This is a genomic window from Anaerolineae bacterium (assembly GCA_014360855.1).
Taxonomy (GTDB): Bacteria; Chloroflexota; Anaerolineae; order JACIWP01; family JACIWP01; genus JACIWP01.
Genome location: JACIWP010000091.1, coordinates 1 through 11,003, shown reverse-complemented (window position 1 = coordinate 11,003; position 11,003 = coordinate 1). Strand labels below are relative to the sequence as shown.

12 protein-coding genes are annotated in these 11,003 nt (G+C 65.2%); 6 read left to right on the top strand and 6 right to left on the bottom strand.

What is annotated here, in order from left to right; all coding sequences use genetic code 11:
- The 4 genes from H5T60_06700 to H5T60_06685 form a co-directional block, all read right to left on the bottom strand.
- The coding region (locus H5T60_06700) for a transferase (GenBank protein MBC7242117.1) at nucleotides 1–460 on the bottom strand (460 nt) is incomplete at its 3' end.
- Between the two features lie 10 nt (nucleotides 461–470).
- Entirely contained in the window at nucleotides 471–1,793 is a 1,323-nt protein-coding gene (locus H5T60_06695) for a nucleotide sugar dehydrogenase (GenBank protein MBC7242116.1), read from the bottom strand.
- A 3-nt stretch (nucleotides 1,794–1,796) separates the two neighbouring features.
- Nucleotides 1,797–2,810 carry a D-2-hydroxyacid dehydrogenase gene (locus H5T60_06690; protein MBC7242115.1) on the bottom strand — a complete coding sequence of 338 codons (1,014 nt, stop codon included), beginning with the start codon at nucleotides 2,808–2,810 and terminating at the stop codon, nucleotides 1,797–1,799.
- A 79-nt stretch (nucleotides 2,811–2,889) separates the two neighbouring features.
- Nucleotides 2,890–3,573 (bottom strand): response regulator transcription factor, encoded by a 684-nt coding sequence (locus H5T60_06685; GenBank protein MBC7242114.1) that lies wholly within the window; start codon nucleotides 3,571–3,573, stop codon nucleotides 2,890–2,892.
- A 285-nt stretch (nucleotides 3,574–3,858) separates the two neighbouring features.
- On the opposite strand from H5T60_06685, the gene H5T60_06680 reads away from it, so the two are divergent.
- From H5T60_06680 to H5T60_06660, 5 genes are all read left to right on the top strand, one after another.
- Nucleotides 3,859–5,043 (top strand): ABC transporter substrate-binding protein, encoded by a 1,185-nt coding sequence (locus H5T60_06680; protein ID MBC7242113.1) that lies wholly within the window; start codon nucleotides 3,859–3,861, stop codon nucleotides 5,041–5,043.
- A gap of 19 nt (nucleotides 5,044–5,062) precedes the next feature.
- A complete protein-coding gene (locus H5T60_06675; GenBank protein MBC7242112.1) occupies nucleotides 5,063–6,013 on the top strand; it encodes an ABC transporter ATP-binding protein in 951 nt (316 codons plus the stop codon).
- On the top strand, nucleotides 5,997–6,983 hold the full coding sequence (locus H5T60_06670; protein ID MBC7242111.1) for an ABC transporter permease: 987 nt from the start codon (nucleotides 5,997–5,999) through the stop codon (nucleotides 6,981–6,983). The genes H5T60_06675 and H5T60_06670 overlap by 17 nt, the downstream gene beginning before the upstream one ends.
- A gap of 117 nt (nucleotides 6,984–7,100) precedes the next feature.
- Nucleotides 7,101–8,375, top strand: coding sequence for a GTPase ObgE (gene obgE, locus H5T60_06665; protein MBC7242110.1), 1,275 nt, complete (start codon nucleotides 7,101–7,103; stop codon nucleotides 8,373–8,375).
- Nucleotides 8,363–8,986, top strand: a complete 624-nt coding sequence (locus tag H5T60_06660) for a nicotinate-nucleotide adenylyltransferase (GenBank protein ID MBC7242109.1) — start codon at nucleotides 8,363–8,365, stop codon at nucleotides 8,984–8,986. Before obgE ends, H5T60_06660 begins: the two co-directional genes overlap by 13 nt.
- Here H5T60_06660 and H5T60_06655 read toward each other — a convergent pair.
- Nucleotides 8,978–9,826: a DMT family transporter gene (locus tag H5T60_06655; GenBank protein MBC7242108.1), complete on the bottom strand. Its 849-nt coding sequence runs from the start codon at nucleotides 9,824–9,826 to the stop codon at nucleotides 8,978–8,980. The two genes, H5T60_06660 and H5T60_06655, sit on opposite strands and share 9 nt — an antisense overlap.
- A 33-nt stretch (nucleotides 9,827–9,859) precedes the next feature.
- A complete protein-coding gene (locus H5T60_06650; protein MBC7242107.1) occupies nucleotides 9,860–10,153 on the bottom strand; it encodes a hypothetical protein in 294 nt (97 codons plus the stop codon).
- Nucleotides 10,154–10,376: 223 nt separating this feature from the next.
- Between H5T60_06650 and H5T60_06645 the strand changes: the two genes are divergently transcribed.
- Nucleotides 10,377–11,003 (top strand): site-specific DNA-methyltransferase (locus H5T60_06645; GenBank protein MBC7242106.1); only part of this gene is annotated, 627 nt, incomplete at its 3' end.

Below are 11,003 nucleotides of genomic sequence, written 5' to 3'. Positions count from 1 at the left end.
CGCCGATTTTGGCGCGCCGGCCGATGACCGGCCCCTCCAGCCGCTCCTTGACCCCCACCGACAACGGATAGCGGGCGTTGGTCAGCACCACATTGGGCCCCAACCAGCACCCCTCTTCCAGCACCGAGTATTCCGGCACAAAAGCCTGCGAGTGCACCCGCACGCCGTCCTCGATGCGCACATGGTGCTCGATGACGGTGTGAGAGCCGATGCTGACGTTGTCCCCGATCTCGTTTTCCTCGCGGATGAGGACGTGATGGCCGGTCTGGAAGTTGTGGCCGATGCGGTTGCCGGCGTATATCACCGTATGGGAGCGGATGACGGCGTTATCGCCGATGACCGTCTCCAGCTCGCCCGGCGCGCGGCCGCGCGGCGGCTCGCCGATGATGACGAAATCGCTGATCTGCGCGTTCTTGCCCAGCCGCACATTGGGGTAAATCTTCGCCTCCGCCATGGACATTCCCCCGGGTTCACAGTTTGACGATCTTGGCGCGCGGGGCGCGTACCCCGCGCAGGGCGTTGCGCGTGTCCACAATCAGGCCGGCGTTCTGCGCCACCCATTCCCAGTCGTAGGCGGAGTGGTCCGTGACGATGACAACACAGTCCGCCTGCTGGAGCACCTGGTCGGTCAATTCCACGGACTGCATGCGCGCATCATCCAACTGCAATTGGGGGACGTGCGGGTCATGGTACGACAGGTTCGCGCCGCGCAGGATCAGCTCGCGCATGATGTCCAGCGCCGGCGACTCGCGGATGTCGCTGACGTCCTTTTTGTACGCCACTCCTAGTATCAGCACGGCGGAGCCGCGCACCGGCTTGCGGGCGTCGTTCAGCGCGGCGATGACCTTGTCCACCACATAGTGCGGCATATGGGAGTTGATCTCGCCGGCCAGCTCGATGAAGCGCGCCGTGTAGTTCAGGGTGCGCAGTTTCCAGGCCAGATAATGCGGGTCCACCGGGATGCAGTGTCCGCCCAGGCCCGGCCCGGGCAGGAAGCGCATGAAGCCGAAGGGCTTGGTGGCGGCGGCGTCAATCACCTCCCACACGTCCAGCCCCAGCCGGTCGCACATGATGGCGATCTCGTTGACCAGGGCGATGTTGACGGCGCGGAAGGTGTTTTCCAGCAGTTTGGTCATCTCGGCGGCCGCCGGCGAGCTGACCGGCACGATGGTCTCGATGATGGAGCCGTACAGCGCGCTGGCCACTTCCAGGCAGGCCGGCGTCATCCCCCCGATGACCTTGGGCGTGTTGCGGATGGTGTAGACCGGGTTGCCGGGGTCCACCCGCTCCGGCGAAAAGGCCAGGAAGATATCCTCGCCGATGCGCAGGCCGTTGGCCACCAGGCGTGGGGCGATGATCTCCTCGGTGGAGCCGGGGTAGGTGGTGGATTCCAGGATGATGAGCTGGCCGCGCCGGCTGCGTTGGGAGATGGCATCCGCCGCCTGGAGGATATAGGAGATGTCCGGGTCGCGGCTTTTCCCCAACGGGGTCGGCACGCAGATGGAAATGGTATCCAGTTGTGGGACCATATCGTACGTGCTCGTCGCCATCAGCCGGCGCGCCTCCACCAGCGGCCGCAGGCGTTCCGCCGGCACGTCCCCGATATAGCTCTGGCCGGCGTTGATGGCCGCCACCCGGTTGGGGTCCAGGTCAATGCCCAGCACGGTAAAGCCGGCCTCGGCAAATTCCACCGCCAGCGGCAGGCCCACGTATCCCAGGCCTACCACTCCCACGCGGGCCTCCTTCCGCCGGATGCGCTCCAGGAGAGCTTCTTTCACGGACGGAACGGACATGTCTCAGTATCCCTCCTCACGATTGATCTCGTTCAATAATGGCTCGCCGGCCAGATAGCGACGCAGGTTCTCGGCGAAGAGGCGCGCGGCGCGCTCCTCGTAGCGGTCCGTGATGGCCGAGATATGGGGCGTGAGGATGACGTTGTCCAGCTCCCAGAGGGGATGGTCCGCCGGCAGGGGTTCTTTGGAAAACACGTCGAGGGCGGCGCCGGCGATCCACTTCTCCCGCAGGGCCTGGAGCAGGTCCTGTTCCACGACAATATCCCCGCGCGCCACATTGATGAGCAGTGCCGATGGTTTCATGGCACGCAGTGCGTCGGCGTTGATGAGGCCGCGGGTGGCCGGCGTCAGGGGCACGGTCAGCACCACGTAGTCGCATTCCGCCAGCATGGCATGCAGTTCTTCGGGAGCGTACCACCGCGCCGGCAGGCGGCCCTCCGGATCCCCCAATCCCGGCTCAATGTAGCCGCGGTCGCGCCGCTCTTCCGGATGGCGCTTCAGGGCCAGGACGCGCATGCCGAAGGCAGAGGCCAGCCGGGCGATCTCGCGGCCGATGCTCCCGTATCCTACGATGCCCAGGGTGGCGTCGCGCAGTTCCAGACTGCGCAGGATGTTCCAGCGCCCTTTGGGCCACTCCCGCCGGCGCTGTAGCTCCAGGGTGGTGGGCAGGCGGCGCGCCCAGGCCAGCATGACCGCCATGACGTATTCCCCCATTGGGCCGGCGTGAATGCCGCTGGTGGTGGTGATGTGAATGTGCCGAGCGGCCATGACCGGATGGCCGGCCAGATGCTCCGCGCCGGCGCTGGATAACTGTACCCAGCGCAGGCGCGGCATCTGCTCCAGCGAGGCCGGCAGTCCGAAGGTGTACAGTACCTCGGCGCGGGTCAGCGGCTCGCTGATGGAGGCGAAGTCCTGGGTGGGGATCTGCTCCACCTGCAGGCGGTGAGATACGGCGCGCAGTCGTTCCAGTTGGCTCTCGCTGAAGCGGCCAAGGCACAGCACGTGAACGGTATCCATTGAGGTGTTCCTCCTGCGGGAAAGTGGTGAGCTTCTGGCTGGGTGCCAGAAGGAAGTCCTGCCGGCGGTGTGGGCGGGTTCACCTGGCCGGCGGCGCGTGGCTCTCCGGCGGGAGCACCAACCGATACCCCTGGCCGCGCACCGTCTGGAGATAGATCGGGCGGCGGGGGGTCGGCTCGATCTTTTTCCTCAGCCAGCAGATGTGTACTTCCAGGGTGCGGGTATCCCGGATGTAATCGGTGTTCCAGATCGCGCGCATGATTTCCTCACGGGTGACGACCTCGCCGGCGCGCGCCACCAGCAGGGACAGCAGAGCGGCCTCCTTCGGCGTCAGCCGGACGCTGTTCTCCCCCCGCCGGAGCAGGCGGTGCTTGGGGTCAAAGGTCACATCACCAAAGCGCACCAGATAGCGCGGGGGAATCTCCTGAAGGCGCTTGATGCGGTAGTACAGCTTGCGAAAGGTGATGGGTTCCTCAAAATGCGCGTCCACCGCCGTGGGGATGGATGGACAAGAGCGCGGCAGAGCGGCGATAAGCCAGGCGTACGGGTCAGAGTGCCGCAGTTTCTCGCACAGGCCCAATCCCTTGACCGGATCATCGGTCGCGTCGACTACCACATAATCCGCGTCGGCGCTGGCGACCCATGTCATCATTTGCCGTTTGTTGCCGGTGGTCTGGACAACAAACCCATGCTGATCCAGTGCCTTCGCCAGGGACGAGGCTACCGCCCGATTGTGGGTGAAAATCAGCACCTTTTCTGGCATGATGGGTGTCCTGCGCGTTACTTGACCGAACCTGTATCAGGTGAAGCTCATACCGGATTGGGGCCGCCGGCCTGGGAAGATGGAGAGGCACGTCCATCACGTGAATAACCGCTAATCCGCATCATCTCGCCATTATTATACCGGATGCTCCCGAATCCGGCAATACGTACCTTCGGGGTATTTCGCCGGCGCTTAATCTTCTTTTAATCCAGCCGTGATATACCGATGGCGGATTTCGCCCGTGAGAATATCCTGATACTCTGAAGGAGCGAGGAGGTTGTGCCTATGTGGCGACATCGAAGCCTGGCCTGGATCAGTCTGCTGGTCTTGCTGTCCTTGCTGGTAAGCCCGTTGGTTGTGCTGGCGCAGGGGGAGGCCGGCACATCCGCACCCTTCCGCATGTTCACCACCTATCCGGCGCGCGAAGTGGCCAAAGGCGGAACGGCGACCTTTGACATCTCCTTGCTGGCGAACTCCGAACCCCAGATCGTCTCCCTGGAGGTGCAGGGACTGCCCGAAGGCTGGAAGGCAACCCTGCGCGGCGGCGGGGATGTCATCCGCGCGGCCTACGTCCAGACGGAGGAGAAGACCTCTGTCTCGCTGAAGATCGAGGTGCCGGCGGAGGCCGCCCCGGATACCTACCGCTTCACGCTGATTGGCAAGAGCGAGCGAGGGCAGGTGACCCTCCCGCTGGAGCTGACCGTGAAGGAGAAGCTACCCCCGACCCTGACCTGGGAGGTCAAACTGCCCACCCTGCGGGGGAACCCCACCACCACCTTCCGCTATGATGCCACCCTGCGCAACGAGGGTGGGGAAGACCTGAACGTCAACCTGGTCTATGACGCGCCGCAGAATTTCAAGGTGATCTTCCGCTTGCTGGGGCAGGATGTGAGCAGTTTCCCCATTAAAGCCGGCGAGTCCAAGTCCCTGACCATCGAAGTTGACCCGCCCGATGATCTTCCCGCCGGCAAGTATGACATCACCCTGCGGGCGCGCGGCGGTGAGACCGAGGCCGAGACCAAGCTGACGGCGGATGTCACGCCCAAGCCCGGCAGTCCGGTGCTCAGCATCAGCGGCGCGGACGGCCGGCTCTCCGGCGACGCGTACGCCGGCAAGGAGAACACCATCAAGATCGTGGTGCGCAACACCGGCGATGCCGCGGCCGAGAAGGTGAAGATGAGCTCCTCGGAGCCATCCGGCTGGACGGTCTCCTTTGACCCCGAGGAAATCGCCAGCATTCCTGCCGGCGAGCAGGCCGAGGTCAAGATGACCATCAGGCCGGCCGATAAGGCTATTGCCGGCGACTACATGGTCACCATCACCGCCAAGCCGGAAAAGGAAAGCTCCAAGTCGGTGGACTTCCGCATCACTGTCCGCACCTCGACCCTGTGGGGTGTTGTCGGTGTGGCGTTGATCGCCGTCGCGGTGGGAGTGGTCGCTATCGCCGTCCTGCGCTTCGGCCGCCGCTGATGGCGGAAGGAGGGCGCGTATGGACGAACTGGTGATCGAGACCGAGGGCTTGACCAAGCATTACAACGGGGTGGTGGCGGTCGAGAACCTGAACCTGCGGGTGCGCCGGCAGGAGATCTTCGGCCTGCTGGGGCCCAACGGTTCCGGCAAAACCACCACCATCCTCATGCTCCTCGGGCTGACCGAGCCTACCGCCGGCTGGGTGCGGGTGCTGGGCCTGGACCCGGCCCGACAGCCCCTCAGCGTGAAGGCGCGCGTCGGCTATATGCCTGACGAGGTGGGCTTTTACGAAGAGCTGACCGCCCGGGAGAACCTGGCCTATATCGCCCGGCTGAACGGCCTCTCCGGGCGCGCTGCGCAGGAGCGCATCGAAGAGGCGCTGGGGCGGGTGGGTCTGCTGGATGTGGCGGACCGTCCTGTCGTCACCTATTCCCACGGCATGAAGCGCCGGCTGGGCGTGGCCGACGTGCTCATCAAAAAGCCCCAGCTCATCATTATGGACGAGCCCACCCAGGGGCTGGACCCCGAAGCTGCGCGGGAGTTCCTGCGCATCATCCGGGGTCTCAAGGAGGAGGGCATCACCATCCTCCTCTCCTCCCACTTGCTCCACCAAGTGCAGGCAGTATGCGACCGGGTGGGCCTGTTCCATAAAGGGCATATGGTGCTGGAGGGCACGGTGACCGAGCTGGCACGGCAGGTGCTGGGCACCGCTTACCACATACAGTTGGAGGCAGAGGGTTCGTCGGAATCCATCACGGCGGCCCTGCGCCGGCTCCCCGGCGTCACCGACGTGAGTTGGGATGGCAAACACCACTATCGGGTGGCGGCGGTGGAAGACCTGCGCACCGAAGCCGCCGGCGCTGTCATGTCCGCCGGCGGCCGGCTCCTCTCTCTCGAGCTGGACCGCCCCAGCCTGGATGACATCTATGCCCGCTACTTCGAGGAGGTGGAGCATGTCCCAGCCGCGTGAGGAAGGCCGGCGCCTGCCGGCTCGCGAGGGCTCTCCCTGGACGGGGTTGTGGGCGGTGGTCGCCAAGGAGATGGCCGATCATCTCACCAGCGCGCGCATGCGCATCCTGGAAATCCTGATCGTGCTGACCGCCGCCGGCACGGTCTACATGGCCATTCAGGAAATCCGCACCACCATTGCCCAGGACCCCTTCCTGTTCCTGCGCCTGTTCACGACGTCGAAGGACCCCGTGCCGGCCTTCGTCGGTTTCCTGGGCTTTCTGATACCGCTCATCGCCATTGCCCTGGGCTTTGACAGCATCAACGGCGAGTTCAACCGCCGCACTATCTCCCGCGTGTTGGCCCAGCCCATTTACCGCGACGCGCTGTTGATGGGCAAGTTCCTGGCCGGCCTCTTCACCATGACCCTGGTGCTGACGGCCATCTGGCTGCTCATCATCGGGCTGGGGCTGATCACGCTGGGGGTGCCGCCCAGCCCGGAGGAGCTGGCGCGTGCCTTGTGCCTCCTCCTGCTCTCCATCTTCTACGGCGGCATCTGGCTGGCAGTGGCGATGGTCTTCTCGGTGGTGTTCCGCCAGCCGGCGACGGCCGCACTGGCCGCCATCGCCATCTGGCTCTTCTTCCTGGTGTTCTGGGACATCCTGAGCAGTCTGCTGGCGTCTGCGCTCCTGCCCATCCGCTACGGCACCATGGAGGAAATCCTGGCGCAGACCAAACTGGCCATGAACCTGGCGCGCATCTCGCCCAACACCCTGTTCAGTGAGGCCATTATCCCTATCCTCCAGCCCAACGTGCGTTCCCTGGGGCTGGTGCTGACCTGGCAGTTGCAGGGAGCCATTCTGGGCACGCCCCTGCCGCTGGGGGAGAGCCTGGTGCTCATCTGGCCGCATCTGACCGGCCTCATCGCCGGCACCATCCTCCTCTTTGCCCTGTCTTATATCCTCTTTCAGCGCAGGGAAATCCGCGTCTGACCGAACGGGGCGGGCCTTCGGACCCGCCCCTCTTTTTGACATCCCTCTGGAAATGGATATGCTTATGGGTGTTTGCTCGGGCACTTGCCCGATATTGCCGGCAAAGGGGATGTCAGCGTGTTCCTCGACGAAGTAAAGATATTCGTGCAGGGCGGCAGGGGCGGCGACGGCTGTGTCAGCTTTCGCCGCGAGAAATTTGTCCCCTTCGGCGGGCCGGACGGCGGCAAGGGGGGCAAAGGGGGCGACGTGTATCTGGAAGTGGACCCCAACCTGAATACCCTCCTGCATTTCAAGAACCGCATCCATTGGAAGGCGCCGCGCGGCCAGCACGGGCGCGGCAAGAACCAGACCGGCGCGCAAGGGGAGGACCTGATCATCCCGGTGCCGCCGGGCACCGTGGTCTACGATGCGGAGACGGGCGCCCTGCTGGGCGATTTGACCCGGCCGGGACAGCGCCTGCTGGTGGCGCGCGGCGGCCGGGGCGGCCGCGGCAATGCCTCTTTCGCCACCCCCACCAACCAGGCACCCCGCATCGCCGAGAAGGGGGAGCCCGGGGAGGAGCGCTGGCTGAGGCTGGAGCTGAAGCTGATCGCCGATGTGGGCATCGTGGGGAAGCCCAACGCCGGCAAGTCCACCCTCCTCTCCGTGGTCAGCGCGGCGCGCCCCAAGATCGCCGACTATCCTTTTACCACGCTGGAGCCGCATCTGGGCGTGGTGCAGATGGACCACCGCACCTTCGTCATGGCCGATATCCCGGGCCTGATCGAGGGCGCGCACGCCGGCGCCGGCCTGGGCCATCAGTTCCTGCGCCACGTGGAGCGCACCCGCCTGCTGGTGCACCTGATTGACGGCACCTCCGATGACCCCCTGCGCGATTTCGAGCAGATCAACCGCGAGCTGGCCCTCTTCAGCGAGAGGCTGGCCGCCAAACCACAGCTCGTGGTGCTGAATAAGATAGACGTGCCGGAGGCGCGCGCCAAATGGCCGGCCCTGCGCTCCGCCTGGGAAAAGCGCGGCTACCGCGCCATGGCCATCTCCGCCGCCACCCGGGAGAACGTGCCGGAACTGGTGCGCACCCTGTTCGCCATGCTGGACGTGCTACCGCGCGAGGAGATGGAGCCGGCCGAAGAGATGCCGGTCTTCGGACTGCCGGCGGACGAGAATCGCTTCGAGATCGAGCGGGAGGAGGACGGCTGGCGGGTGCGCGGCACGGCCATCGAGCGCGCTGCGGTCATGACCCGCTGGGACCTGCACGAATCGGTCATGCGCTTCCAGCGCATCCTGGACGCCCTGGGCATCTCCCAGGCGCTGCGCGAGGCCGGCGTGCAGGACGGCGATATCGTGCGCATCGGCGATGTGGAGCTGGAGTGGCAGGAAGAATGGCAGGGGTAGCGGCCCGCCGGCTGGGCATCCTGGGCGGCACCTTCGACCCGGTGCACTTCGGGCACCTGCTCCTGGCCGAGCAGGCGCGCCAGGGCCTGGGGCTGGAGCAGGTGCTCTTCGTGCCGGCCGGCGTGCCCCCACACAAGCTGGATGAACCCCATACCCCGACCGAGCACCGTCTGCGCATGCTGGAGCTGGCTCTGGCGGACAATCCCGCCTTTGCCATCTCCCGCGTCGATGTGGAGCGCCCCGGGCCGCATTATTCCGTGGACATGGTGCGTCTGATCGGGGAAACCCAGGCGCCGGGGACGGAGCTTTTCTTCCTGATGGGGATGGATTCGCTGGCCAATATCTTGAGCTGGTACCGCCCCGACCTGCTCATCCAGCTCTGTATCCTGGCGGTGGCCCGCCGGCCGGGCTATACCTGCGACCTGGATGAATTGGAACGCCAGCTCCCGGGTCTGCGCCGGCGCCTTCGTTTCTTCGACATGCCCCTGATGGAAATCTCCGGCGAGGATATCCGCCGGCGCATTCGCCTCGGGCATTCTATCCGCTATTTGACCCCGGAGCCGGTGCGCCGCTATATCGAGGAGCACGGCCTGTACCGCGCCTCAGCGTAGCACCAGGGCGATGCCGACCAGCGTCACGGCCAGGCCGATGACCGTGGTCGGGCCTGGCACCTCCCCCAGCAGAAGTATCCCCAGCAGTACCCCGCCGGTGACCTCCTGGGTGGCGATGAGATTGGCGTAGGCGGCATGGGTGTGCCGCACGGCGGCGTTGTACAGCGTGTGGCCGGCGGCCATGGGGATCAGCCCCAGCCCGATGACAGCCAGCACCTGCGGCCATCCCGGGACGGAATGCGTCGTCGCGGCCGCCAGCGGCGCCAGCCACAGCGCCGCCAGCCCGTAGACCAGGCCGGCATAGGTGAACAGGGGATAGCGCTGGCGCTGAGAGCGGCCGGCGATGGTGTACAGGGCGAACATCACCGCCGAGGCCAGCGCCAGCAGGTCGCCGATAATCATCTGCCGGCTCATCTGCGGCTCGAAGCCCACCATGACGCCGAGGCCGGCCAGCGTCACCAGCATGCCGGCGTACTGCCGCGGCCGCAGAGGCTCCTTCAGGCGCCAGGCCGACAGGAGCGCCACCCAAATGGGCGCCGTGTACACCAGCGTCAGGGCATGGGCCAGGGTGGTGTACAGGATGGCGGCCACGTAAAAGACGAAATGGGCGGCGGTGATGGCGCCGTAGACGATGAAGCGGGGCCAGTCGGCGCGCGCCGGCCAGCGGTGCTCCCGCCGCAGGAAGCCCAACAACAGGATGGCCGCCGAGCCAACCACCAGCCGGCCACAGCTTATCTGATAGGTAGAGAGCGGGGCGGAAAAGCGCACCAGGACGGCGCTGGTGGAGAAGAAGAAGACGGCGGCGATGGCGTACAGCAGGCCCAGGCGGTCCTTTTCCAAGGCAGGAACTCCCGCGGAAGCGGCGCGGATCCGTTATGGCGCGGGGCTGGCCGCCGGCGTGGGTGCCGACGCCGGCGCCGGCGCGCTCGGGGTCGGTGTGCCCGTGGGCGTGGCGGTAGGGACGGCCGGCGTTTCCAGCAGTATCACCGCCGGCGTTGGGGTGGGTGTGGGCGGCTCCGGCTGAGGGAGCGCGATCAGCACTGCGCTGATGACCATGGCCAGCCCGACGATGACGGACAGGACGATGAAGTAGGTCTGCCGGCGGTCCGGGCGTTTGGCCGGCTGTTTCATTGGTGCACGTTTCTTCGACGGACTGCGGCGGCTCACATTTTCCTCCGGGACCCATCCCTGCGGGTTTGCGCGCTATTATACCACAGGGGGTGGGCCGGGGCGAATTCCCCGGGCGCAGGAGCGCGGGGTCACGGACAAATGCTGGAAGGAAGCTCCGTCTCTGGAACCCCTATCTATCCAGGGGTTTGACATAGCCCATCTCTTAAGATACATTTATGGTGAGATGAAGCGGTATCTAGGCTCGTTTAGGAGAGCACCTATGACCGAATGGGGACCCCACAATCCACATCCGCTTTCCCGCATGAAGACCGAACTGGTCTGGGAGGGCAAGTACGACGAGTACGGCAACCGCCGGCCTGTCCGCCTGCCCGAATCCCCACTGCCCCTACAGCGCATCGAGACCATTGACTATCCGCGCGACGCCCGCAAAGCCCAGGCGCATCAATTGGGCTTGCCATTTTCCGAAGAAGAGTTTCGCCAGCAGGCCCACCGCGATGACTGGCGCAATATGCTCATCTGGGGCGACAACAAGCTGGTGATGGCATCCCTGCTGGAGCAGTTCCGCGGCAAGATTGACCTGATCTACATTGACCCGCCCTTCGACGTCGGCGCCGACTTTACGATGAAGGTGCAGATCGGCGAGGAGGGCGACGCCGTGCAGAAGGAGCAGTCCATCCTGGAGGCGGTGGCCTACCGCGACACCTGGGGCAAGGGGACGGACTCCTACCTGCACATGATGTACGAGCGCCTGACGCTGATGCGCGAGTTGCTCAGCGAGCGGGGAAACTTATTCGTCCACGTTGATTATCGAGTCAATAGCTTGGTTAGATTGTTGCTTGATGAGGTATTTGGAAGCCAGATTGTTAATGAAATTATATGGTTCTAC

Excerpts from the sequence above, each read along its gene's own strand:
- H5T60_06695 (MBC7242116.1), bottom strand. The coding sequence starts at position 1,793 with ATGTCCGTTCCGTCCGTGAAAGAAGCTCTCCTGGAGCGCATCCGGCGG.
- H5T60_06660 (MBC7242109.1), top strand. The coding sequence starts at position 8,363 with ATGGCAGGGGTAGCGGCCCGCCGGCTGGGCATCCTGGGCGGCACCTTC.
- H5T60_06680 (MBC7242113.1), top strand. The coding sequence starts at position 3,859 with ATGTGGCGACATCGAAGCCTGGCCTGGATCAGTCTGCTGGTCTTGCTG.
- H5T60_06670 (MBC7242111.1), top strand. The coding sequence starts at position 5,997 with ATGTCCCAGCCGCGTGAGGAAGGCCGGCGCCTGCCGGCTCGCGAGGGC.
- H5T60_06690 (MBC7242115.1), bottom strand. The coding sequence starts at position 2,810 with ATGGATACCGTTCACGTGCTGTGCCTTGGCCGCTTCAGCGAGAGCCAA.
- H5T60_06685 (MBC7242114.1), bottom strand. The coding sequence starts at position 3,573 with ATGCCAGAAAAGGTGCTGATTTTCACCCACAATCGGGCGGTAGCCTCG.
- H5T60_06675 (MBC7242112.1), top strand. The coding sequence starts at position 5,063 with ATGGACGAACTGGTGATCGAGACCGAGGGCTTGACCAAGCATTACAAC.